Origin of the sequence: Citrobacter sedlakii (assembly GCF_018128425.1) — a bacterium.
GTDB classification, from domain to species: Bacteria; Pseudomonadota; Gammaproteobacteria; order Enterobacterales; family Enterobacteriaceae; genus Citrobacter_A; species Citrobacter_A sedlakii.
The window spans coordinates 2,969,841-2,994,607 of sequence record NZ_CP071070.1; the positions used below are offsets into that span (position 1 = coordinate 2,969,841).

Annotated in this window: 21 protein-coding genes; 11 read left to right on the forward strand and 10 right to left on the reverse strand. The window is 55.4% G+C overall.

Going from position 1 to position 24,767, the window contains the following annotated elements:
- Position 1 precedes the first annotated feature (1 nt).
- Genes gsiC through iaaA form a run of 4 tightly spaced genes read right to left on the reverse strand, consistent with a single transcriptional unit; the run spans position 2 to position 5,330 of the window.
- Positions 2-922, reverse strand: coding sequence for a glutathione ABC transporter permease GsiC (gsiC, locus tag JY391_RS14175; RefSeq protein WP_060569892.1), 921 nt, complete (start codon positions 920-922; stop codon positions 2-4).
- Positions 923-939: 17 nt separating this feature from the next.
- Positions 940-2,478 carry a glutathione ABC transporter substrate-binding protein GsiB gene (gene gsiB, locus JY391_RS14180; RefSeq protein WP_060569893.1) on the reverse strand — a complete coding sequence of 513 codons (1,539 nt, stop codon included), beginning with the start codon at positions 2,476-2,478 and terminating at the stop codon, positions 940-942.
- Positions 2,479-2,506: 28 nt separating this feature from the next.
- Positions 2,507-4,378 (reverse strand): glutathione ABC transporter ATP-binding protein GsiA, encoded by a 1,872-nt coding sequence (gene gsiA / locus JY391_RS14185; protein ID WP_211934490.1) that lies wholly within the window; start codon positions 4,376-4,378, stop codon positions 2,507-2,509.
- On the reverse strand, positions 4,365-5,330 hold the full coding sequence (gene iaaA, locus JY391_RS14190) for a beta-aspartyl-peptidase (RefSeq protein WP_211934491.1): 966 nt from the start codon (positions 5,328-5,330) through the stop codon (positions 4,365-4,367). Before iaaA ends, gsiA begins: the two co-directional genes overlap by 14 nt.
- Before the next feature lie 184 nt (positions 5,331-5,514).
- On the opposite strand from iaaA, the gene moeA reads away from it, so the two are divergent.
- Positions 5,515-6,750, forward strand: a complete 1,236-nt coding sequence (gene moeA / locus JY391_RS14195) for a molybdopterin molybdotransferase MoeA (protein ID WP_211934492.1) — start codon at positions 5,515-5,517, stop codon at positions 6,748-6,750.
- The gene (gene moeB / locus JY391_RS14200; RefSeq protein WP_211934493.1) at positions 6,750-7,499 is read left to right on the forward strand and encodes a molybdopterin-synthase adenylyltransferase MoeB; all 750 of its coding nucleotides are present in this window, start codon (positions 6,750-6,752) and stop codon (positions 7,497-7,499) included. The genes moeA and moeB overlap by 1 nt, the downstream gene beginning before the upstream one ends.
- A 146-nt stretch (positions 7,500-7,645) precedes the next feature.
- Here the strand turns inward: moeB and fsa are convergent, their stop codons facing one another.
- The gene (gene fsa / locus JY391_RS14205) at positions 7,646-8,308 is read right to left on the reverse strand and encodes a fructose-6-phosphate aldolase (RefSeq protein WP_211934494.1); all 663 of its coding nucleotides are present in this window, start codon (positions 8,306-8,308) and stop codon (positions 7,646-7,648) included.
- Between the two features lie 132 nt (positions 8,309-8,440).
- Between fsa and JY391_RS14210 the strand changes: the two genes are divergently transcribed.
- The 4 genes from JY391_RS14210 to JY391_RS14225 all read left to right on the forward strand — a co-directional run bounded on the left by JY391_RS14210 (position 8,441) and on the right by JY391_RS14225 (position 14,170).
- Complete coding sequence (locus tag JY391_RS14210) at positions 8,441-9,340, forward strand: glycyl-radical enzyme activating protein (protein ID WP_211934495.1); 900 nt, start codon at positions 8,441-8,443, stop codon at positions 9,338-9,340.
- A gap of 4 nt (positions 9,341-9,344) precedes the next feature.
- Entirely contained in the window at positions 9,345-11,777 is a 2,433-nt protein-coding gene (locus JY391_RS14215; RefSeq protein WP_211934496.1) for a formate C-acetyltransferase/glycerol dehydratase family glycyl radical enzyme, read from the forward strand.
- A 172-nt stretch (positions 11,778-11,949) separates the two neighbouring features.
- Entirely contained in the window at positions 11,950-12,765 is an 816-nt protein-coding gene (locus JY391_RS14220; protein ID WP_211934497.1) for a Cof-type HAD-IIB family hydrolase, read from the forward strand.
- Between the two features lie 142 nt (positions 12,766-12,907).
- Positions 12,908-14,170, forward strand: coding sequence for a DUF1479 domain-containing protein (locus JY391_RS14225; protein WP_211934498.1), 1,263 nt, complete (start codon positions 12,908-12,910; stop codon positions 14,168-14,170).
- Positions 14,171-14,225: 55 nt separating this feature from the next.
- Here the strand turns inward: JY391_RS14225 and JY391_RS14230 are convergent, their stop codons facing one another.
- The gene (locus JY391_RS14230; RefSeq protein ID WP_229264054.1) at positions 14,226-15,140 is read right to left on the reverse strand and encodes a DUF4019 domain-containing protein; all 915 of its coding nucleotides are present in this window, start codon (positions 15,138-15,140) and stop codon (positions 14,226-14,228) included.
- A 121-nt stretch (positions 15,141-15,261) separates the two neighbouring features.
- Positions 15,262-16,854, reverse strand: coding sequence for an ABC-F family ATPase (locus JY391_RS14235; protein WP_042285031.1), 1,593 nt, complete (start codon positions 16,852-16,854; stop codon positions 15,262-15,264).
- A gap of 219 nt (positions 16,855-17,073) precedes the next feature.
- Here JY391_RS14235 and ldtB point away from each other — a divergent pair, with 219 nt between their 5' ends.
- Complete coding sequence (gene ldtB, locus JY391_RS14240) at positions 17,074-17,994, forward strand: L,D-transpeptidase (protein WP_042285033.1); 921 nt, start codon at positions 17,074-17,076, stop codon at positions 17,992-17,994.
- Positions 17,995-18,082: 88 nt separating this feature from the next.
- Here ldtB and JY391_RS14245 read toward each other — a convergent pair whose 3' ends face one another.
- Positions 18,083-19,192 carry an anion transporter gene (locus JY391_RS14245; protein ID WP_211934499.1) on the reverse strand — a complete coding sequence of 370 codons (1,110 nt, stop codon included), beginning with the start codon at positions 19,190-19,192 and terminating at the stop codon, positions 18,083-18,085.
- Positions 19,189-19,662: a manganese-binding transcriptional regulator MntR gene (mntR, locus tag JY391_RS14250; protein WP_042285036.1), complete on the reverse strand. Its 474-nt coding sequence runs from the start codon at positions 19,660-19,662 to the stop codon at positions 19,189-19,191. The genes JY391_RS14245 and mntR overlap by 4 nt, the downstream gene beginning before the upstream one ends.
- 186 nt (positions 19,663-19,848) lie before the next feature.
- Here mntR and mntS point away from each other — a divergent pair, with 186 nt between their 5' ends.
- Positions 19,849-19,977: a manganase accumulation protein MntS gene (gene mntS / locus JY391_RS14255; RefSeq protein WP_072014953.1), complete on the forward strand. Its 129-nt coding sequence runs from the start codon at positions 19,849-19,851 to the stop codon at positions 19,975-19,977.
- A 277-nt stretch (positions 19,978-20,254) separates the two neighbouring features.
- The gene (locus JY391_RS14260) at positions 20,255-21,835 is read left to right on the forward strand and encodes a phosphoethanolamine transferase (protein WP_211935805.1); all 1,581 of its coding nucleotides are present in this window, start codon (positions 20,255-20,257) and stop codon (positions 21,833-21,835) included.
- Between the two features lie 59 nt (positions 21,836-21,894).
- Here the strand turns inward: JY391_RS14260 and ompX are convergent, their stop codons facing one another.
- Complete coding sequence (ompX, locus tag JY391_RS14265; RefSeq protein WP_042285041.1) at positions 21,895-22,410, reverse strand: outer membrane protein OmpX; 516 nt, start codon at positions 22,408-22,410, stop codon at positions 21,895-21,897.
- Positions 22,411-22,822: 412 nt separating this feature from the next.
- On the opposite strand from ompX, the gene rhtA reads away from it, so the two are divergent.
- Together rhtA and dps are read left to right on the forward strand one after the other, a co-directional pair.
- Positions 22,823-23,710, forward strand: a complete 888-nt coding sequence (gene rhtA, locus JY391_RS14270) for a threonine/homoserine exporter RhtA (RefSeq protein WP_042285043.1) — start codon at positions 22,823-22,825, stop codon at positions 23,708-23,710.
- Between the two features lie 309 nt (positions 23,711-24,019).
- On the forward strand, positions 24,020-24,523 hold the full coding sequence (dps, locus tag JY391_RS14275; RefSeq protein WP_042285046.1) for a DNA starvation/stationary phase protection protein Dps: 504 nt from the start codon (positions 24,020-24,022) through the stop codon (positions 24,521-24,523).
- The last annotated feature ends 244 nt before the right edge of the window (positions 24,524-24,767 follow it).

Sequence of the window (24,767 nt, forward strand, 5' to 3'; positions counted from 1 at the left end):
CTTACTTGTACCTGATAGCCGGGTTAATGGCCGCGTAGAGCACATCCACCACTAAGTTGATAAGAATAAACTCCAGCGAGAATAACAGCACTTCGGCCTGTATCACCGGGTAATCCCGCATTTCCACCGAATCCACCAGCAGACGCCCCAGCCCCGGCCAGTTAAAGACCTTCTCCACCACGATGGAACCGCCGAGCAAAAAGCCAAACTGCAGCCCCATCATGGTGACGACCGGGATCATGGCGTTGCGCAGTCCGTGCTTGAGCACCACCCAGGTTTCACTCACCCCTTTCGCCCGCGCGGTGCGCATGTAATCTTCGCTTAACACATCGACAAAGGACGCGCGGGTAAAGCGCGCCATCACCGACGCCACCGCTGCGCCCAGGGTGATTGACGGCAAAATATAGTGCTGCCAGCTATCAGCCCCCACGGTCGGCAGCCAGCCCAGCCCGACGGAAAACACCTGCATCAGCAGCATCCCCAGCGCAAAGGCCGGAAAGGAGATCCCGGTAACGGCGAGCGTCATGCTGAGACGATCGGGCCAGCGGTTGCGCCAGACAGCGGCGACAATACCTGCGGCCATGCCGAACAGAACCGCCCACGCCATACTGGTGAGCGTCAGCCACAGCGTAGGCATAAAACGGCTGGCAATCTCCTCGGAAACGGGTCGCCTGGAGACCATCGAAAGGCCAAAATCGCCGCGCAACACGTTGGTCATGTAATGCCAGAACTGGACATGCAGCGGCTGGTCAAGCCCCAGTTGCTGACGCACCAGTTCGATGACCTGCGCGTCGGCTTCCGGCCCGGCGATCAACCGCGCCGGATCGCCGGGGAGCAGATGGACGAATAAAAAAACCAGCACCGCCACAATAAACAGCGTCGGAATCAACCCCAACAAACGCTTGAGAATATAGTTAAGCATCAGATTCCCGGGGTGGCTTATTGCAAGTCGGCGTCGTCAAAGCTGAAGCCCGTATCCGGCATAATCCAGAAGCCAGTCAGCTTTTTGTTGTGCGCCGAGACCAGTTTTTCTACCACCAGCGGGATCCACGGCGACGCCTGCCAGAGGATATCCTGCGCCTCTTTATACAGCCGCGCCTTCTCCTGCGGGTCGGTGGTTTTCAACGCCTGCGCCAGATCGCGGTCTACCTGTTGATTGCTGTAAAAGGCGGTGTTAAACAACGTCGGCGGCCAGTTTTGCGAGGCAAACAGCGGCGACAACGCCCAGTCCGCTTCGCCGGTAGAAGCCGACCAGCCGGTGTAAAACATCCTCACCCCGCTCTCTTTCTGCCCCTTACCTTCCACTTCCGCAGCGCGCTGTCCGGCGTCCATCGCCGTCACCTGAACCTTAACGCCCACCTGCGCCAGTTGCTGCTGAGTAAACTGCAGCACTTTCTGGGCGGTACTGTGATTGTGCGAGGCCCACAGCGTGGTGCTAAAGCCGTTCGGGTATCCGGCCTCTTTCAGCAGCTCACGCGCTTTTGCCGGATCGTAAGGCCACGGCGTGTAGGTTTGCGCCCCGGCAATGGACGGCGGTACCACTCCGGTCGCCGGGGTCGCATAGCCAGCAAACGCCACCTTCACCAACGCCTGGCGGTTAATGGCGTAGTTCAACGCTTCACGCACTTTCGGGTTATCAAACGGTTTTTGCGTCACGTTCATGCTGATATAACGCTGCATGATCGACGGGCTGGCCACCAGTTGCAGATTTTTGTTTTTCTCTAGCAGCGCGGCCTGCTCGTAAGGAACAGGAAACGCAAACTGCGCTTCGCCGGTTTGCAGCATCGCCGCGCGGGTATTGTTGTCAGTTACCGGACGCCAGGTAATGGTATCGAGCTTCGGTAACCCTTTTTGCCAGTAACCGGGGAATTTTTTCACCTTCACATAATCGGTTTGGTTCCACGTTTCAAGCGTGTAAGGCCCGGTCCCGACCGGATGAAAGCCGATCTCTTTGCCATATTTTTCCAGCGCTTTCGGCGAAATCATCGCGGTTGCCGGATGCGCCAGAATGTTGATAAACGCCGAGAAAGGCTGCTTCAGGGTAATTTTTACGGTCGCGGGATCAACCACTTCCGTTTTAGCGATATTTTTATACAGGTTATAACGTTTAAGTCGGTTATCCGGGTTGCTGGCGCGATCGAGGTTCGCTTTCACCGCGTCGGCGTTAAAGTCGCTTCCGTCCTGGAACTTCACGCCCTGACGCAGTTTTAGGGTATACACCAGGCCGTCGTCGGAAACGGTGTAGCTTTCCGCCAGCACGTTTTTCAGCTTCATCTCTTTATCCAGTCCAAACAGCCCCTGGTAAAAAGATTTAGCGACCGCCTGCGATAAGGTGTCATTCGCATCGTAAGGATCGAGCGTGGTGAAATTGGAACCTACCGCCACCACGACGTCTTTCGCCGCAAACGCGGGCGTGGCGGCCAGTACGGAGGCCGCGCCGAGAGCCAATAGCCACTGCCGGGGAACGAATGTTGTCATAATTTTTCTCCTGTACCCTGCCTGATTGTTATAAGCGCGAAAGCGCATTTTCTTGTTGCGGACGTGCGACATAGTGCCCTGGCCCGACTAACTGCAATGAAACAGGCGTCACCCTCTCCCCGCGTCGATAAATATTGCTGGGAAGTTCGTCCGATAACAACACGCGTTGCGGTCGTTGCCGCCCGGGGTCAGCCACCGGAACCGCCGCCATCAGCTTGCGCGTGTAGGGATGATGCGGATGTTCAAACAGCGCTGCGCGCGGCCCTATCTCCACAATACGCCCCCTGTTCATGACCGCGACGCGGTGGCTGATGCGCTCCACCACCGCCATATCATGCGAAATAAACAGATAAGCAATGCCCATTTCCCGCTGTAAGTCGAGCAGCAGATTAATAATCTGACCACGAATCGAGACGTCCAGCGCCGAAACCGCCTCATCGGCTATGATCACCTTCGGGTTCAGCGCCAGCGCGCGGGCAATGCAGATACGCTGGCGCTGTCCGCCAGAGAACTCATGCGGATAGCGCCAGGCGTGCTCGGCGCGCAACCCAACCCGTTCCAGCAGCCACGCCACTCTTTTTGCCGCCGCGTCCCCCTCAAGCACCCCATGTACTCTTAGCGGTTCCCCAATGGAATACCCTACGGTCTGGCGGGGATCGAGCGAGGCATAAGGATCCTGAAAGATGAACTGAATATCACGCCGCAAAGACTGCAGCTTGCGGGCAGGCAGGTTATCTATACGCTGCCCCTGAAAAATAATCTCGCCGGACTGGCTTTCCACCAGCCGAAGCAACGCCCGGCCGGTTGTGGATTTACCGCAGCCGGACTCCCCCACCAGCGACAGGGTTTCGCCCGGCCAGAGATCGAAGCTGACGTCTTCAACCGCATGTACTTCCCGCGTCACGCGGTTCAGGATGCCGCTACGCAGGGGAAAACGGGTAACCAGATTGCGCACCTGCAATATTGGCTCGCCGTCCACCACCGTATTCTGATCCGTCGGCGGCTCGCAGGTATCCGGTTCGTCATGGGAAATGAGCGGAAAGCGGCGCGGATAAGGCAACCCTTGCATCGCGCCCAGTGTTGGTACTGCCGCCAGGAGCGTCCGGGTGTAGGGATGCTGCGGCGCACGGAAAATATGCTGAACATCGCCGGTTTCTACCGCCTGGCCCTGATACATCACCAGTACGCGGTCGGCAACATCGGCCACCACGCCCATATCGTGCGTGATGAAAATCACCCCCATCGACATCTCCTGCTGCAACACCTTGATCAGGCGCAGGATCTGCGCCTGTATAGTGACATCCAGCGCGGTTGTCGGTTCGTCGGCGATCAACACCGCCGGGCGACAGGAGAGCGCCATCGCGATCATAACCCGCTGGCGCATCCCGCCGGAAAGTTGATGGGGATAGCGCGACAGAATCGCGTTTGCTTCAGGAATGCGGACCTGATCGAGCATGCGTTTAGCTTCCGCCATCGCCTCTTCCCGCCCTAGCCCCTGATGCAGACGGATCGACTCGGCGATCTGCTCGCCTACGGTAAACACCGGGTTGAGGGAGGTCATCGGCTCCTGAAAAATCATCGCGATATCGGCGCCGCGAATGCGCTGCAGCTGCGAGGCGCTTTGCTCCCCCAGCTCAATCACGTCGCGGTTTCGTCGGCGCAGCAGCATCTGTTCACTGTGCGCTTCTCCGCCGGACTGCTCAAGCAGCCGCATCAGCGACAGCGCGGTTACCGATTTTCCCGATCCGGATTCGCCGACAATCGCCAGCGTCTCGCCGCGCTTGAGGCGAAACGACAGTTCCCGCACCGCCTCGACGCGCTGCTGCTCGTGCCGAAAGGCAACGGTCAGTTTGCTGACCGCCAGTACATCGCTGGCGGCAAGCTCATCACTGTGTGGCAACGGTATCCCCTTGTTCCCGGTAGATTCCGGTGGTTGGTGTATCGCCCGCGTAGCCCCAGGCGCGATACATGCCTTCACTGTTAAAGGGCAACGCGACATTCCCTTCATGATCAACGGCGATCAGCCCTCCGCTGCCGCCCAACGCCGGTAATTTCTCCATCACCACGCGCTCGCAGGCTTCGGATAAACTCAGGCCGCCGTACTCCATCAACGCGGCAATGTCATAGGCGGCCAGCGTGCGAATAAACACTTCCCCGGTGCCGGTACAGGACACCGCCACACTGGCATTATTGGCATAGCAGCCCGCGCCGACCAGCGGGCTGTCGCCCACGCGTCCTGGCAGTTTATTGGTCATGCCGCCCGTCGAGGTTGCCGCCGCCAGGTTACCTTGTAAATCGAGCGCCACCGCGCCAACGGTGCCCATTTTTTTACTTTCATCTAACGGCGCGGCACTATGATCGAGCCGCGTTTCACCGCTGGCGCGCGCGGCCAGAAGCTGTTCCAGACGTGCCGGCGTCGAGAAAATTTCCGGGGAGACACGCGCCATCCCCAGTCCGACAGCAAATGCTTCCGCGCCAGGACCAATCATCATGACATGGGGACTGTGTTCCATCACCAGCCTGGCGGCGAGAATGGGATTACGCAGATGACTGACGCCCGCCACCGCCCCGGCTTTCAGGGTGTTACCGTCCATGACGCAGGCATCCAGTTCATGGGTGGCGTCGCGGGTGTATACCGCGCCGATGCCCGCGTTAAACAGCGGACACTCTTCAAGCAACCGCACGGCCTCCGTCACCACATCCAGTGCGCTTTCTCCTGCTTCCAGCATCGTTTGTCCAACCGCTACGATGTCAGACAACGCCTGGATATAGCGTAACTCCTGCTCGTGGCTCATCTGTGCGCGCGAGATAGCGCCAGCGCCGCCGTGAATTGCAATGACTGCTTTGCCCATGATTATCATCCGTCTTCTACAAATATCAGAATTTCGTAGAGTTATTGATTCGATTTTTGAATATAGAAAGATGCGTTTGGCATGTAAAGGTTCAGGACGCAGGCTACGTCCGAGGGAGCATACAGTCCCCCGCCATTTTCTGACATAATAGACGGATTCGAGTTTGCCCCGCAGGAGTGTTTTCATGGAATTTACCGCCGGACTGATGCCGCTGGAAACGGCGCTTACCAATATGCTGTCGCGTGTGACCCCGCTTACCGCCGTTGAGACGCTGCCGCTGGTGCAGTGCTTTGGTCGCATTCTGGCCACCGATGTGGTCTCGCCGCTGGACGTGCCGGGCTTTGATAATTCCGCAATGGACGGTTATGCGGTACGCCTCGCCGACCTCGCTGCCGGGCACCCCCTGCCCGTCGCCGGTAAAGCCTTTGCCGGTCAGCCGTTTGACGGTGATTGGCCCGCCGGAAGCTGCATTCGCATTATGACCGGCGCGCCGGTTCCCGCAGGCTGTGAGGCGGTGGTAATGCAGGAGCACACAGAACAAACGGACAGCGGTATTCGGTTTACCGCTGACGTTCGCGCCGGGCAAAATATTCGCCGTCGCGGAGAAGATATCAGCCAAAACGCGGTGGTATTTCCTGTCGGTACGCGCCTGACCACCGCAGAGCTGCCGGTATTGGCGTCGCTCGGCATTGCCGGGGTGCCGGTGGTGCGTAAAGTGCGCGTTGCGCTGTTTTCCACGGGGGATGAACTGCAGCTGCCGGGTCAGCCGCTCGGCGAGGGGCAAATTTATGACACCAACCGCCTGGCGGTGCACCTGATGCTGGAACAACTGGGTTGTGAGGTGATCAATCTCGGGATTATTCGCGACGACCCGAACGCCCTGCGCGCGGCGTTTATTGAAGCCGACAGCCAGGCCGACGTGGTTATCAGTTCCGGCGGCGTATCGGTTGGCGAAGCGGATTACACCAAAACCATTCTGGAAGAACTCGGCGAGATCGCTTTCTGGAAGCTGGCGATCAAGCCAGGCAAACCGTTCGCGTTCGGTCAGCTCAGCAACAGCTGGTTCTGTGGCCTGCCGGGCAACCCCGTCTCCGCAGCGCTGACGTTTTACCAGCTGGTGCAACCGTTGCTGGCGAAACTGAGCGGTAACAACGCCAGCGGCTTACCGCCCCGTCAGCGGGTCCGCACCGCCTCGCGTCTGAAAAAAACGCCGGGACGTCTCGACTTCCAGCGCGGCGTGTTACAGCGCAACGCGAACGGCGAGCTGGAAGTGAGCACGACGGGACACCAGGGCTCGCATATTTTTAGCTCCTTCAGTCAGGGAAATTGCTTCATTGTGCTGGAGCGCGAGCGCGGGAATGTGGAGGCCGGCGAATGGGTGGACGTCGAGCCGTTTAACGCACTGTTTGGGAGCCTGTAATGGCGGAACTCAGCGACCAGGAGATGCTGCGCTACAACCGGCAAATCATCCTGCGCGGCTTCGATTTTGACGGTCAGGAAGCGCTGAAGGCGGCCAGAGTACTGATCGTCGGGCTCGGCGGACTCGGTTGCGCCGCCTCGCAATATCTGGCAAGCGCAGGCGTCGGACAACTGACGCTACTGGATTTCGATACCGTGTCGTTGTCCAACCTGCAGCGTCAGACCCTGCACAGCGACGCGACGATCGGGCAAGCTAAAGTTGAGTCTGCGCGGGAGGCGCTGCGACGGATTAATCCACACATTACAATTACGCCGATCAACGCTCTGCTGGATGAGACAGCGCTTAGCGCGCTTATCGCTAAACACGATCTGGTGCTGGACTGTACCGATAATGTCGCCGTTCGCAATCAGCTCAACGCGGGCTGCTTTGCCGCCAGGGTTCCCCTGGTATCCGGCGCGGCAATCCGCATGGAGGGTCAGATCAGCGTCTTTACCTATCAGGAAGGCGAACCCTGCTATCGCTGTCTGAGCCGCCTGTTTGGCGAAAACGCCCTCACCTGCGTCGAAGCGGGCGTCATGGCGCCGCTGATTGGCGTGATTGGCTCGCTACAGGCAATGGAGGCAATAAAACTGCTGGCGCGTTATGGACAGCCCGCACGCGGCAAAATTGTCATCTACGACGCGATGACCTGCCAGTTTCGCGAAATGAAACTGATGCGCAACCCAACCTGCGAAGTGTGCGGGAAATAACATACGTCACGGTGACCCCCCACTGGCGCACAGGGACTCGAGCGTTAGGAAAACGTCGCGCTGTAACCCTGGCGCGCCATGCGCATGTTTGTCTGGACCGGACTGCTATGAGGCCGGATAAGGCTTACGCCCCAGCCGGCCTGGGATCAGATTGCGGTACGACCGAACGCGCTCTGCCAGTCGTGCTCAAATTTGGCGACGGCGGCATCCACTGCCGGATAGCTGATCAACTGCTGCGCAACGTCCAACGGCAGGGTGATCGACTCACAGCCTGCCAGCAGGCAATCCAGCGCCTGACGCGGGGTTTTAAAGCTCGCCGCCAACACTTTCGCCTGAGGAGCGTGCATTTTCAGCAGGTTCTGGAGATCGGTCACGGTCTGGATCCCGTCCCCTCCCTGCGCATCCATGCGGTTTACGTATGGCGCGACATACTCTGCCCCCGCCAGGGCGGAGAGAAGCCCTTGCGCCGCGCCGTACACTGCCGTGCCGAGGGTCGGAATGCCTTCCGCTTTCAGCAATTTAATCGCCGCCAGCCCTTCCGCCGTTACCGGAACTTTGACCACGATATCCGCAATGATCCCACGCAGCTTGCGCGCATCGCTGACCATCCCTTCCGCCGTCGTCGCCATCACCTGGGCAAACAGACGCCCTTGACCGCCCATCGCATCACGTAATTCAGGCAGCAACACCTCCAGCGGTTTTTTGCCTGCGGCGACAATACTCGGGTTGGTGGTCACGCCCGCGAGAGGGAAAATCCGCGCCAGTGCCTTAACGGCCTCAACGTCGGAAGTATCCAGATAAAGTTCCATACCTATTCCTCAAACTGATCGTTAGCTTAAAACCAAGATACCACGGTAAAACCGCCATGTTAGTTGATACACGTCAATATAACTTTCATTCGAAAGTATTTTAATCTTTATACGAAACAAGTGAGGCCGGTTATGATTTTTAATATTCAGCGTTATTCAACCCACGATGGTCCCGGCATCCGCACCGTCGTGTTCCTGAAGGGCTGCTCGCTGGGCTGTCGCTGGTGCCAGAATCCGGAAAGCCGGTCGCGCACGCCGGATCTGCTGTTTGATCCGCGCCTGTGTCTGGAGGGCTGCCAGCTGTGCGCCCAGGCTGCGCCAGCCGTGATCGAACGCGCGCTGAATGGCCTTGTGATCAACCGTGAAAATCTTACCGAAAAACAGATCGCCGCGCTGAAGGATTGCTGTCCGACTCAGGCCCTGACGGTTTGTGGCGAAGAACGGAACGTGGACGACATTATGGCTACCGTGCTGCGCGACAAACCCTTTTACGATCGCAGCGGCGGCGGCATCACCCTTTCCGGCGGCGAACCCTTTATGCAACCGGCGCTTGCCGCTTCGCTGTTGAAAGCCAGCCATGAAGCAGGGATCCATACCGCAGTTGAAACCTGCCTGCATGTCCCGTGGAAGTACATTGCGCCTTCGCTGGAATACGTTGATTTATTCCTCGCCGATTTGAAGCACGTCGCCGAGGCGCCGTTCAAACAGTGGACCGATGGCAGCGCCGCGCGGGTGCTGGACAACCTGAAGCGGGTCGCGGCGGCGGGTAAGCAGATGATTATCCGCGTCCCCCTGATTCAGGGATTTAACGCCGACAAAGAAGCGATCGAAGCCATCACCGATTTTGCCGCCGACACGCTGCGCGTTCGCGAAATTCACTTTCTGCCCTATCACACGCTGGGCATCAACAAATATCACTTACTCAATCAACCCTACAACGCGCCGGAAAAACCGCTGGATGCGCCAGAACTGCTTGCCTATGCGCAGCAGTACGCCTGCGCGAAAGGTTTAACCGCGACTTTACGAGGATAGCCCTATGACGCAACTGAAACTGGACACGCTCAGCGAACGCATTAAAGCGCACAAAACCGCGCTGGTGCATATCGTTAAACCGCCGGTATGTACCGAACGCGCACAGCACTATACCGAAATGTACAAACAGCATCTCGACAAACCGATTCCGGTACGCCGCGCGCTGGCGCTGGCGCACCACCTGGCGGAACGCACCATCTGGATCAAGCACGACGAGCTGATCATCGGCAACCAGGCGAGCGAAGTGCGCGCCGCGCCGATCTTCCCGGAATATACCGTCTCGTGGATTGAAAAAGAAATTGACGACCTGGCGGACAGACCGGGCGCGGGCTTTGCAGTCAGCGAAGAGAATAAGCGCGTGCTGCATGAAGTCTGCCCGTGGTGGCGAGGCCAGACCGTGCAGGATCGCTGCTACGGGATGTTTACCGATGAACAAAAAGCGCTGCTGGAAACCGGCATCATCAAAGCCGAAGGCAATATGACCTCCGGCGACGCGCATCTGGCGGTGAATTTCCCGCTGCTTCTGGAAAAAGGGCTCGACGGTCTGCGTGACAAAGTGGCGGAACGTCGTTCACGCATTAACCTCACCGTCCTTGACGATCTGCACGGCGAACAGTTCCTGAAAGCCATTGATATCGTGCTGGTTGCCGTCAGCGATCATATCGCGCGTTTCGCTGAGCTGGCGCGTAAAATGGCCAGTGAAGAAACCCGCGAGAGCCGCCGCACGGAGCTACTGACGATGGCGGATAACTGCGACGTCATCGCCCATCAGCCGCCGCAAACGTTCTGGCAGGCGCTCCAGCTGTGCTACTTCATTCAACTGATTCTGCAAATTGAGTCTAACGGTCACTCCGTCTCGTTTGGCCGTATGGATCAGTACCTTTATCCGTATTACCGCCGCGACGTGGAGCTGGACCAGAGCCTGGATCGCGAGCATGCCATCGAGCTGCTGCACAGCTGCTGGCTCAAGCTGCTGGAGGTGAACAAGATCCGCTCCGGCTCGCACTCTAAAGCCTCGGCGGGCAGCCCGCTGTACCAGAACGTGACCATTGGCGGTCAGAATCTGGTTAACGGCCAGCCGATGGATGCGGTGAACCCGCTCTCTTATGCCATTCTGGAATCCTGCGGTCGTCTGCGCTCTACCCAGCCGAATCTGAGCGTGCGTTATCACGCCGGTATGAGCAACGACTTCCTCGATGCCTGCGTGCAGGTGATCCGCTGCGGATTCGGGATGCCCGCCTTTAACAATGATGAAATTGTCATTCCCGAATTCATTAAGCTCGGTATTGAACCGCAGGACGCCTACGATTACGCGGCGATTGGCTGCATCGAAACCGCCGTTGGCGGCAAATGGGGCTATCGCTGCACCGGAATGAGCTTCATCAATTTTGCCCGCGTCATGCTGGCGGCGCTGGAAGGCGGCCGCGACGCCACCAGCGGCAAGGTGTTCCTGCCGCAGGAAAAAGCGCTCTCTGCCGGTAACTTCACGGATTTCGACGACGTGATGGCGGCCTGGGATACCCAGATTCGTTACTACACGCGTAAATCGATCGAAATTGAGTACGTTGTCGACACCATGCTGGAGGAGAATGTGCACGATATCCTCTGTTCAGCGCTGGTGGATGACTGTATCGAACGCGCGAAAAGCATCAAGCAGGGCGGCGCGAAGTATGACTGGGTGTCCGGTTTACAGGTGGGCATTGCCAACCTCGGCAACAGCCTGGCGGCGGTGAAAAAACTGGTGTTTGAACAAGGCGCTATTGGTCAGCAGCAGTTGGCGGCCGCGCTGGCGGCGGATTTTGACGGCCTGACCCACGAGCAACTGCGCCAGCGTTTAATCAACGGCGCGCCGAAATACGGTAACGATGATGATTCCGTCGATACCCTGCTGGCACGCGCCTATCAGACCTATATCGACGAACTGAAGCAATACCATAACCCACGCTATGGACGCGGCCCGGTTGGCGGTAACTATTACGCAGGGACGTCATCTATTTCCGCAAATGTGCCGTTTGGCGCGGCGACGATGGCAACTCCGGATGGCCGAAAAGCCCATACGCCGCTGGCGGAAGGGGCAAGCCCGGCCTCCGGTACCGACCACCTTGGGCCAACCGCGGTGATTGGCTCCGTCGGTAAGCTGCCGACCGGTTCGATTCTTGGCGGCGTATTGCTGAACCAGAAGCTGAATCCAGCCACGCTGGAGAATGAATCCGACAAGCAGAAGCTGATGATCCTGCTGCGTACCTTCTTTGAGGATCACAAGGGCTGGCATATTCAGTACAACATTGTCTCCCGTGAAACGCTGCTGGAGGCGAAGAAACATCCGGATCAGTATCGCGATCTGGTGGTGCGAGTGGCTGGCTATTCCGCCTTCTTTACCGCCCTCTCACCGGATGCGCAGGACGATATCATCGCCCGTACCGAGCATATGTTGTAATGCGCTTCTGGCCGGAGAATACGCGTAAGCGTTGCCGTCCGGCCTTATCCCTCTGTCGCCGGAGCGGCTTGCGCTTCTCCGGCCCGTTGCTTTCATTCGAAATAAATTTGTGGTTTCGGTCACATTGTTATTAAAATGTTTCTGGTCGCAGTTTTGAGCCAGGAGCACTTATATGACAGTCAACGTTATCGTCACCGATATGGACGGTACGTTTCTTGATGACGCCAAAAAGTACGATCGTACCCGCTTTATGGCCCAGTATCAGGAACTCAAAAAACGTAATATTGAGTTTGTCGTCGCCAGCGGCAATCAGTATTACCAGCTCATCTCTTTCTTTCCTGAACTCAAGGATGAAATCAGTTTCGTGGCCGAAAACGGCGCGCTGGTGTTTGAGCATGGCAAGCAGCTTTTTCATGGCGAACTGACCCGTCACGAATCACGCATTGTGATCGGCGAACTGCTGAAAGATAAGCAACTCAACTTTGTGGCCTGCGGTCTGCAAAGCGCTTATGTAAGTGAAAACGCCCCCGAAGAGTTTGTCGCTTTAATGTCAAAACATTACCATCGCCTGAAGCCAGTTAAGGACTATCACGACATTGACGACGTGCTGTTCAAGTTTTCGCTGAACCTGGCGGACGAGCAGATCCCTCTGGTGATGGATGCGTTACATACCTCGCTTGACGGCATAATGAAGCCAGTGACCAGCGGTTTTGGCTTTATTGATTTAATTATTCCGGGTTTGCATAAAGCCAACGGTATCTCCCGCCTGCTGAAACGCTGGGCGCTGTCGCCAAAAAACGTGGTGGCGATAGGCGACAGCGGTAACGATGCCGAAATGCTCAAAATGGCGGGCTATTCCTTTGCCATGGCCAATGCCGCCGACAGCATCAAAGCCCTCTCCCGCTACCGCACCGATGACAATAACCATCAGGGCGCGCTAAACGTCATTCAGGCCGTTCTGGATAATACCCCCCCTTTCAACGCCTGATCCCACATGCCGGAGCCCTGCGCTCCGGTTCTCCAGCGTCACCCTAAGCATTCAATTTTTTAAACTTGCATTAACCTATTTATAACTTATAGTGTCACTTGTAATTTAAATTAGTTTCGAATGAAAGCTATGCGAGGTAGTTATGGCCTTTACATTTACAAGCGAGACGTTACCTGTCGATCACAAAGCGGCGATCCGCCAGATGAAAAAAGAACTGCGCGCGCAGCTGGGTGACGTACAACGACTCTTTAATCAATTGAGTGATGCCCTCGCTATCCGGGTAGCCGAGATCAATGACCTTAAAGCGCGGGGAGCTGCAGTCTGGCCTGAGTTGACATATACGGACCTCAACGCGGGCAAGATCACGGCAGAGCAGCGCGAACTCATCAAACGGCGCGGTTGCGCGGTAATTAAAGGCCATTTCCCTCGTCAGCAGGCGCTTGCCTGGGATCAGTCCATGCTCAACTACCTCGACCGCAATCACTTTGATGACGTGTATAAAGGTCCGGGGGATAACTTCTTCGGGACGCTGTCCGCCTCCCGCCCGGAGATCTTTCCGATCTACTGGTCTCAGGCGCAGATGCAGGCCCGACAAAGTGAAGAGATGGCAAACGTTCAGTCTTTCCTTAACCGGCTGTGGACATTTGCCCGTGACGGTAAGCAGTGGTTTGACCCGGACGTCAGCGTGATTTATCCGGACCGCATTCGTCGTCGTCCACCGGGAACCACGTCGAAAGGGCTTGGCGCGCATACCGATTCCGGCGCACTGGAACGCTGGCTGCTCCCGGCCTATCAGCGTGTCTTCGCCAACGTGTTTAACGGTAATCTGGCGAAATACGATCCGTGGGATGCGGCATACCGTACCGACGTGGAAGAATATACCGTCGATAACACCACAAAATGCTCGGTCTTCCGCACCTTCCAGGGCTGGACAGCGTTGTCCGATATGCTTCCGGGTCAAGGTTTACTGCATGTGGTCCCCATTCCTGAAGCGATGGCATATCTCCTGCTGCGTCCGCTGCTGGACGATGTACCAGACGATGAACTGTGCGGCGTGGCGCCCGGCAGGGTACTGCCGGTGTCAGAACAGTGGCATCCGCTGTTGATGGAGGCGCTGACCAGCATTCCGCAACTCGAAGCCGGGGACTCCGTCTGGTGGCATTGCGACGTGATCCACGCTGTCGCCCCGGTCGAAAACCAGCAGGGCTGGGGAAACGTGATGTATATTCCCGCCGCGCCCATGTGCGAAAAGAATCTGGCGTACGCGCACACGGTAAGAGCCGCCCTGGAGAAAGGCGCATCCCCGGGAGATTTCCCACGTGAAGATTATGAAATGAACTGGGAAGGCCGCTTTACGCTGAATGATTTGAATATTCACGGCAAACGGGCGTTGGGAATGGTTTAATACTTACCCTCAATCATTCCGGTTTTCTTCCCGCAGAAAGAAAACCGGAACGCTTTTAATTGACGGAAACCCCGGCCAGTTTCCACTGTTCGTTTTCTTTGTACATAGTGACGGTAATCACCCCCGGCGCGCCATTCCTGAACGTGACTTTGCCCGACAAGGTTCCGACATTGTCGGCAACGCTAATGCTATTAAATGAATAATCGTCAATTTCAGAGAAGTTAATGGCTTTCGTCGCCTGAATAAATTCCTCTTCCGTCATTTTCCGCTGAATAGCATGGGCGCTCGCCCGCCAGGCTTCACCATATTGCTCATTGCGCAGCAGATCGATTTCCGCACGGGCAGCCTCTTTTACTCCGCCCAACGAAACGAAGAGGATTGAAGCGATACCCACGACGACGAGCAATATTGCGCCAATGACGCCTGCGACAACATATTTTCTTTTTTTCTTGTCTGCCAGAATGCCCTGTACCTGCCAACCGGCATTACGGACGATGTCGAAGACGGGATCCATTATTTCTGTTGAGACAAATGTATAACCATAAATTTTGCCCACGCTGCCATCTTCTTTGACGCCCCAGGCACTACCCGTAGAGAATTCCAGTCGCTTACCGAGATGCGCTGACTTGCCAAACGTAAAACCGCCAGCATTAGCATTCCATTCCACGTCGGTAGATGTCTCGCGATAGCGAACCTGTTTTTTGCGTTCATCGAAAAACAGCCGTAGCTCGTACTGTTTCTTCAGACCTGCTTTGCCTAAAATTTCCTGCCATTTGGCATCCACAATATTCCATGTGGCAACGATTTCATTGCCCTCTTCCTGAAGAATAAACGGCTTGTCGTTGTTGGCATTCAGGTTTAATAACTGTGTTTTAAGCGTAGCTAAAGAGACCGTTACTGGCTGATTCATTCTTTCTTCCCTGTCCTTGTTAAAATAAACGGGAAGCATCTTAGCCGGAATGTCGGCCACATTTCATCACTTGTGACACGCTTTCAGATTAACACCACAGCAGGGATTAATGATTTATTTCTCTGTATTTCGCGCGACAGGCGCATTCACTGCGCCTGTCGTGTGAAAGACGACGGGAAAACTATTCGATACCTTTGCTGCGAAGGTAGTCTTCATAACTTCCGCTAAAGTCGATGACGCGTTCCGGCGTAATTTCCAGCACGCGGGTCGCCAGCGAGCTAACGAATTCGCGGTCGTGGGAAACGAAGATCAGGGTGCCCTGATACATCTCCAGCGCCATATTGAGCGACTCGATAGACTCCATATCCAGGTGGTTCGTCGGTTCGTCCATGATCAGAATATTAGGCTTCTGCATCATCAACTTACCAAACAGCATCCGCCCCTTCTCGCCACCGGAGAGCACTTTTGCCGGCTTTTTGATATCGTCCTGGCTGAACAACAGACGCCCCAGAATGCTGCGCACCGCCTGCTCATCGTCACCTTCCTGTTTCCACTGGCTCATCCATTCGAACACCGTCAGATCGTTTTCGAATTCATATTCGTGATCCTGCGCGTAATACCCTATGCGCGCATTTTCAGACCATTTCACGGTGCCGTTGTCCGCTTCCAGATCGCCGACCAGCGTTTTTAGCAGGGTGGATTTACCGACGCCGTTGGTGCCGAGCACCGCCAACTTTTCGCCCACTTCCAGCAGCAGGTTAACGCCTTTAAACAGCGGACCGTTGTCAAACCCTTTGCTGAGGGCTTCCACTTCCAGCGCGTTACGGAACAGTTTCTTGTCCTGCTCGAAGCGGATGAACGGGTTCTGACGGCTTGACGCTTTGACTTCATCGAGTTTGATTTTATCAATCTGACGGGCGCGGGACGTGGCCTGACGTGATTTTGACGCGTTAGCGCTAAAGCGGCTGACAAAAGACTGCAGCTCGGCAATTTGCGCTTTTTTCTTGGCATTATCGGCGAGCAGGCGTTCACGCGCCTGGGTCGCGGCAGTCATATACTCATCGTAGTTGCCGGGATATACGCGCAGTTCGCCGTAGTCCAGATCCGCCATGTGAGTGCAGACCATATTCAGGAAGTGACGGTCATGCGAAATGATGATCATGGTGCTGTCGCGGTCGTTGAGCACCTGTTCCAGCCAGCGAATGGTATCGATATCCAGGTTGTTGGTCGGTTCGTCGAGCAGCAGAATATCCGGATCGGAGAACAGCGCCTGCGCCAGCAGCACGCGCAGCTTCCAGCCTGGCGCGACTTCGCTCATCGGGCCGTAGTGCTGTTCTACGGGGATACCCACGCCGAGCAGCAGTTCACCGGCGCGCGCTTCCGCGGAATAGCCGTCCATCTCGCCATACTTCACTTCCAGATCGGCCACCTTGTAGCCGTCTTCTTCGCTCATTTCAGGCAGCGCGTAAATGCGATCGCGCTCCTGCTTCACTTCCCACAGCTCGCCGTGACCCATGATCACGGTATCAAGCACCGTGAATTCTTCAAAGGCAAACTGATCCTGGCGCAGTTTACCGATCCGCTCGTTGGGATCGAGAGACACGTTGCCGAGCGTCGGCTCAAGATCGCCGCCGAGGATCTTCATAAAGGTGGATTTACCGCTACCGTTGGCGCCAATCAGGCCGTAACGGTTGCCGCCGCCAAACTTGACGGAAATGTTTTCGAACAGCGGCTTACTGCCGAACTGCATGGTGACGTTACTGGAAACTAACACGGACGTATCCTAAAGAAGATGTGACAAACCGCGCATTATGCCACAAGTCTTCAATAAGATCCCGCCCTGCGGTAAACGGCGACGCGTTAAACCGGGGGGAAAAAAATGTGATTTCGTACACATCCGAATTCCCTGTTAGCGGGAATGCACATATAATGCGCTCCCAACACTACAGAATTCTCAACCCAACAGCCTGCCAGGCATTGAATCTCGCATAACATGAATATGAAATTAACAACGTTTTTCGCGGCGGCACTCGCTGTAGTCGGCTTTTGCAGTACCGCTTCTGCCGTGACTTATCCGCTGCCAACCGATGGTAGCCGTCTGATTGGTCAAAACCAGGTTATCACCATCCCGGAAGGTAATACCCAGCCGCTGGAATATTTTGCGGCTGAATACCAGATGGGGCTTTCAAACATGCTCGAAGCAAACCCGGGCGTGGACACCTTCCTGCCAAAAGGCGGTACGGTGCTGAATATTCCGCAACAGTTGATCCTGCCGGACACCGTGCATGAAGGCATCGTCATTAACAGCGCGGAAATGCGCCTGTATTACTATCCGAAAGGCACCAATACCGTGATCGTACTGCCTATCGGTATCGGTCAGTTAGGCAAAGATACGCCGATCAACTGGACCACGAAGGTTGAACGTAAGAAAGCGGGCCCGACCTGGACGCCAACCGCGAAAATGCACGCCGAGTACCGCGCGGCGGGCGAACCGCTGCCGGCTGTCGTACCGGCTGGCCCGGATAACCCGATGGGTCTTTACGCGCTGTACATTGGCCGCCTGTATGCGATCCACGGCACCAACGCTAACTTCGGCATCGGCCTGCGCGTGAGCCACGGTTGCGTACGTCTGCGTAACGAGGACATTAAATTCCTGTTCGAAAACGTGCCTGTCGGTACCCGCGTACAGTTTATCGATGAGCCGGTCAAAGCCACCACCGAGCCAGACGGTAGCCGCTATATCGAGGTACATAATCCGCTGTCTACCACCGAAGCGCAGTTCGAAGGCGAAGAGATCGTACCGATCACCCTGACGAAGGGCGTGAAGAGCATCACCGAACAGGCTGACGTTGACCAGGCGGTTCTCTCCCAGGCCATTGAAAACCGCTCCGGTATGCCGGTTCGTCTGAACTAATCAGTGACCAGCGTTGGGTAGCGGCTTGCGCCCTACCCATCCTGCTGAGTCAGATCATCGGCCCGATAAGCACCGCGCCATCGGGCCATCACAACACCAACAGCAGCCCGTATCCTACCAGTCCCGCCCACACCAGCATCGGCAGCGAATAAAGATGAAAGCGCCACCAGATGCGTCGGTCATTCGCCATCCGTAAGGCAATCAAATTCGCCAGCGAGCCAGGCAACAGGCCAAACCCGCCCACGTTCACCGCCCACGCCAGCAACATCGTCGGCGGCACATAATTCAGCAGCAGGATGGTGCCGGGCACATTACTGATAACCTGCGACAGGCCGATCGCCGTCAGCCACAGTCCCGGTTCAGAGAGCGTGCTGACATGATTAAACGCCCCCTGTAACAGGGGTAGCTGCGTCAGCAAATGAACGTCTATGAACATCGCCATAAACACCAACAGCAGCGTCCAGTCCACGCTCAGCACCACGCGACGCGCCAGCAGCAAAAAACCCACCGCCACAATCGCCAGCCCTACAGGCGCCTGTTTCAGCTCTAACGCCGTCAGAAAGACGAGATACAGCGCCAGACAACTCCACACCAGCCGCGGCTGCCATTCTGGCGACCGCGTTCCGCTGTGAAATTCCAGCGGTCTGTTCGGAAAGCAGAACCAGCATAGTACCAACAACGTCAGCATCATCGCCCCGGCAAGCGGGGCCATCTGCAGGATAAACGCGGCGAATGAAAGCCCGCTGCGTCCCCACATCAGGATGTTTTGCGGGTTGCCGACAGGCGTAAGCAGCGAACCGGCGTTGACTGCCAGCGCTTCAAAGATAATCAGTCGGTTTACCGGAATGGCGCACAGCTTTTTAAGGGTGATGGTCAGCGGAACAACAATAAACAAGGCGACATCGTTAGTGAGAAACGTGGAAAGCAGCGCGGCGGCCAGCACCATAAATATCGCCAGACGGCGCTCTGTCGCCAGCCGTCGGGTCATTTTCCGCCCTGCTACATCGAAATAGCCGCTCAGCTCTACGCCTTTTGTAAGCAGCATCAGGCCGCTCAGGGTAACGATCGTATGCCAGTCAATCGCTGCGACCCAGCTTTGCGGCCTGAAGGGCACGTAAAAACTTAATCCCGCGCCCACAACGAGCAAGAGATGGAAAAAACGGTCGCGTTTCAGCGCCCGAAAAAAAGGCAGGTTCATTCAGAGGCTGTTCCATGCTGCTGCGTAAACGCGCGAAAAGCGTCCAGCGTCTCCTGGCTGACGTGGTGCTCCATCCCCTCCGCGTCACGCCGGGCAATCTCCGGACTCACCCCCAGCACCAGCAGGAAGTTTTCAACGATTTGATGCCGTTCGCGGCTTTCCTGCGCCAGCTTTTCCCCTTCCGGCGTTAAAAAGACGCCGCGCCAGGGGATCATTTCGATCAGTCCTACCGACGCCAGGCGTTTCAGCATTTTCGCCACCGTAGGCTGGGAAACCCCAAGACGCGCCGCCATATCGACCTGACGCGCTTCGCCGACCTCAATGATCAGATCGGAGATTAGCTCCACATAGTCGTCAATCAGTTCGCGACGGTGAGCCTCTCTGACCTGGCGAAACCCTTCGACGTGTTCCTCAACGTTCACTAACTGCGTCACTTTTTTCGTTGTTGGCGTACCTGCGCGACGACTCATTCTGCTTCCTCATTCCTGTGACGCATTGACCGCATCGTTCTGGAGAACGCTCATTGTAAACCAGAGTTGCCCCGGCACAAAAAATTAACGTTTTAGCAATAGCTATATAATATAGCCTGTGCTATATCTGTATGTAATGCAGACACCCTTCACGGATTGAGGGGATCGGTCAGTCAGGAGGTCACAATGAATGAGTTCAAGAGGTGCTTAAGCGTGTTCAGCCATTCTCCCTTTAAGGTTCGGTTAATGCTGCTCTCAATGCTGTGCGATATGATTAGCAGCAAACCGGAACAGGACACCCCGTCAAAAAAATAATGCGGCGTCGCGGTACGCCGCTTCATCTTGCTGTCATGTTCGACGGCTATACTCACCTGCCAGCCAGAATATCCCTTCTTTTTGTCGGATTTGCTAACGTCTTCGCAAAACAATTTCATACTGCCAGTTGACCTTCTGTTTCACAGGCTCTATCTTCTTGCAGCCCTGCCTATATTGCGGCTCGCAGATGCGGACCTCTTCCCCTCTTAACGCACGCTCAGCAGGCGATGACCCTTGGCGCCAGGGTGAGCACATGGCGTTTTTTAGATTGTGGCATATGAATTTAACCCTCAAAGAGACGCTTTTGACGCGCACCCGGGCAATGAGCCCGTGGACAGCCTTTTATTTATTACAGTCTCTGCTGATCAACCTGGCGCTGGGCTACCCGTTTAGTCTGCTCTATACCACGGCCTTTACCTGCATTTTGCTTCTGCTGTGGCGTACCGCGCCGCGTGTACAAAAAGGACTGATTGGCCTCTGCTCGCTGGTGGCGGCGATGTATTTCCCTTTTGGCCAGGCTTACGGCGCGCCGAACTTTAATACACTGCTGGCGCTGCATTCCACCAATATGGAAGAGTCAACGGAAATACTGACCATCTTCCCGTGGTACAGCTATCTGGTTGGCGTGTTTATTTTTGCGCTCGGCGTTATTGCCGTTCGTCGCAAAAAAGAGGAAGTGCAGGCGCGCTGGAACACGTTTGACAGCCTCTGCCTGCTGTTCAGCGTGGTCACATTTTTTGTCGCGCCGCTGCAAAACCTGGCCTGGGGCGGGGTATTTAAGCTCAAAGATACCGGTTATCCGGTGTTCCGCTTTGCAAAAGACGTTATCGTAAACAATAACGAGGTGATTGACGAACAGGCGCGCATGGCGAAACTTGCCAGCATGAAAGATACATGGACCGTCACCGCCGTGAAACCGAAATATCACACCTACGTGGTGGTGATAGGCGAAAGCGCCCGTCGCGATGCGCTTGGCGCGTTTGGTGGACATTGGGATAACACACCGTTTGCCAGCAGCGTTAACGGGTATTTGTTTACCGACTATGTCGCCGCCAGCGGCTCCACGCAAAAATCACTGGGCCTTACGCTTAATCGGGTGGTGGAGGACAAACCGCAGTTCCAGGATAACTTTGTCACGCTGGCGAACCGCGCGGGCTTTCAGACCTGGTGGTTCTCAAATCAGGGGCAAATCGGGGAGTACGACACCGCCATCGCCAGCATCGCCAGGCGGGCAGACGAAGTTCAGTTCCTGAAAAGCGGCGACTTCGAAGCGGACAAAAACACTCAGGACACCGCCCTGCTGAAAATGACCGCTCAGGTACTGGCGACCGAGCGCACCCAGCCGCAGCTTATTGTGCTGCATTTAATGGGCTCACATCCGCAGGCCTGCGACCGGACACTTGGCAAATACGCAACGTTTGTACAGTCGAAAGAGACCTCCTGCTACCTTTATACCATGACGCAGACCGACGACCTGCTTCGTCAACTCTACGATCAACTGCGCAACAGCGGCGACAGTTTCTCGCTGGTGTATTTCTCCGATCACGGACTGGCCTTTAAGGAACGCGGAAAAGAGGTGCAGTATCTGGCGCACGATGACGCGTTCCAGCAAAACTTCCAGGTGCCGTTTATGGTGCTTTCCAGCGATGACAAAGCGCATAAGGTAATTAAAGCGCGGCGCTCGGCTAACGACTTTCTCGCTTTCTTCTCCCAGTGGACGGGTATTCGCGCGAAGGAGATCAAAACCCGCTACCGTTTTATCTCCGAGCAAAAGGCCGGGCCAGTGTACATTACCAACTTCAAGTTACAGAAAGTGGATTATAACCATCTGGGGACGGACATTTTCTCGACGAAGTAACCGGCACAGGCAAAAAAAAATCCGCCCCGATAGGCGGATTTTTTATATCACCGAAGTGATTAGAAGCGGTAACCAACGCCGGCGATCCAGGTGCCAACGTCAACGCTACGAATACGGCTCTGCTCGTAGGAGAAGTCCAGAGCTACGTTTTCGATCGGGTTGAACTGCAGGCCAGCACCGTAGGTGAAGCCGTAGTCGCTGGTGTCATCTTTGTAGCCAGGGTAGTTAGTCTGCTGGAATTTACCGTAGCCAACACCCACAACACCGTAGATGCTTGCCCAGTCGTTCAGACGGTAAGCCGGACCCGCGGTGATGCTGTAGTACTGGGATTTGTTGTAATCGCCCGCACTGTTAGTACGATCTTTTTCAGAGTAAGTGAAGGAACCGATTACGCCCAGCGGGTTGTTGTCCTGCTCATAACGATACTTCAGGTTGAAACCGTTCATTTTGTTCGCTACGCCCTGAGCATCGCTCTGTGCGTAACCGCCGGTAACAGTAGAAGTTGCTGCAGAAGCGGTACCTGCAGTGAAAGCCAGAACAGCGGCCAGTGCTGAAAGACATGCAATTTTTTTCATAACCACCTCAAATGTGCTTCAAATAAGTCCTAAGTTTTAAATATATCAAAAATTGATGAGAAACTCTTTGCGATCCGCGATGTCTAACGGGTCAATTCATGTAACAAAACATTTCCACAACCCGCTATCTCATTCAAATAACATCACTTTTCTGGAAATCCAGCACATTATTACGCGCATAACAACGGACATTCATCCAGATTATTCCTAATCATAAAGTTTATTAATTCATCAATACCCTTTCATTCTACGACGTTTCACGAAAAATTTTTCAACAAAGACTCAACCGTTAAAGGTTTATTCCATTACACTGCCTGTTTTACTTTTCTATACATCACGCGCCCCATCGTGCGGCTGGTTCTTTGCCAGGCTCAACGATGGCGAGTTTTACCGTCCAGTGTCAGGAGAAAGGATGCCAGGGTCTTCACGTAAAATCCCAGTTTGGTTGCCGATAGTCGTACTGCTGATTGCGATGTGCTCCATTCAGAGCGGCGCATCATTGGCAAAATCGTTGTTCCCTCTGGTTGGCGCGCCGGGCGTTACCGCGCTGCGTCTGGCGCTGGGCACACTTATTCTGGTTGCCTTTTTTAAACCCTGGCGTCTGCGCTTTGCGAAAGAACAGCGGCTGCCGCTGCTTTTCTATGGGCTGTCGTTGGGTGGGATGAATTATCTCTTTTACCTGTCGATTCAGACGGTACCGCTCGGCATCGCGGTTGCGCTAGAATTTACGGGGCCGCTGGCCGTGGCGCTGTTCGCGTCTCGACGTCCGGTGGATTTCATCTGGGTGGTGCTGGCGGTACTCGGGCTGTGGTTTTTGCTGCCGCTGGGTCAGGATGTGTCGCATGTCGACCTGACAGGCGCAGCGTTGGCGCTGGGCGCGGGCGCCTGCTGGGCTATCTATATTCTTAGCGGCCAGCGCGCCGGGGCCGAACATGGGCCGGCAACGGTCGCGGTCGGCTCGCTGATTGCCGCCATTGTGTTTGTTCCTCTCGGCGCAGCACAGGCTGGCGAGGCGCTCTGGCACTGGTCGATAATCCCACTGGGACTGGCCGTCGCGGTGCTGTCTACTGCGCTCCCCTACTCCCTGGAGATGATTGCCTTAACCCGACTGCCGACACGAACGTTTGGCACGTTGATGAGCATGGAGCCCGCGCTGGCGGCGGTAGCCGGCATCGTGTTCCTCGGCGAAACGCTGACCGTCATCCAGTTGCTGGCGCTGGGGGCTATCATTGCCGCCTCTATGGGTTCAACGTTAACGATTCGACGCGATACTGAAATTAAAAAAGTTGACGTAAAGTAATTTTACATTTCTGCATGGTTTGCATAATCATGCAGAATATCCTTCCGCTTACCCACACTATTTTCCGCCCTGGCGCTATGTGTTTTACCGATGTTTATTTGCAAGGATTTTCCTGGACTCAGGTTAATATCGCTATGGCGTTACGGAATAATTTTTCATTTGCAACATTATGAATAGCAATGCAATTCCTGATGAACATGGCAATGCGCTATTAAAGCGATAGGGAGAGCCAGAAAAGCAGGATCGATAACCGGTGCTATACTTAGTTTCGTTAATTACCGGGACATAACATCAAGAGGATATGAAATTATGAGTACCGCTAAATTGGTAAAAACAAAAGCGTCCAATCTGCTTTATACCCGCAACGATGTCTCCGACAGCGATAAGAAAGCAACGGTTGAGTTGCTGAATCGTCAGGTTATCCAGTTTATCGACCTGTCTCTGATTACGAAACAGGCGCACTGGAACATGCGCGGTGCTAATTTTATTGCCGTACACGAAATGCTGGATGGCTTCCGTACTGCGTTAACCGATCATCTGGATACTATGGCTGAACGTGCCGTACAACTGGGTGGCGTTGCCTTAGGGACGACTCAGGTTATCAACAGCAAAACCCCGCTGAAAAGCTATCCGCTGGACATCCATACCGTTCAGGATCACCTGAAGGAGCTGGCAGATCGTTATGCTGTCGTGGCAAACGACGTGCGTAAAGCGATTGGCGAAGCGAAGGATGAAGACACCGCTGATATCTTCACCGCCGCGTCACGCGATCTCGACAAATTCCTGTGGTTTATCGAATCTAACATCGAATAATCGCGTCATAAGTAAGACCTCTACAACCCTCGCTTCGGCGGGGGTTTTGCACTTTTATAGTGCAGCGCCCGGCCTCCCTGCCGCAATAAAGTAAATTTATTGTAATAATCACCTCACACAATCGTTAACGAAAGATTGTTTTAACAGCAATATTTACGCTAAATAAGCAGACTGCTAGCGCCACTCCGGTCATGCACTCATTTAGTGCCCCGTTTTGGTGCAAAAAGCGACACTTGCCACGCTG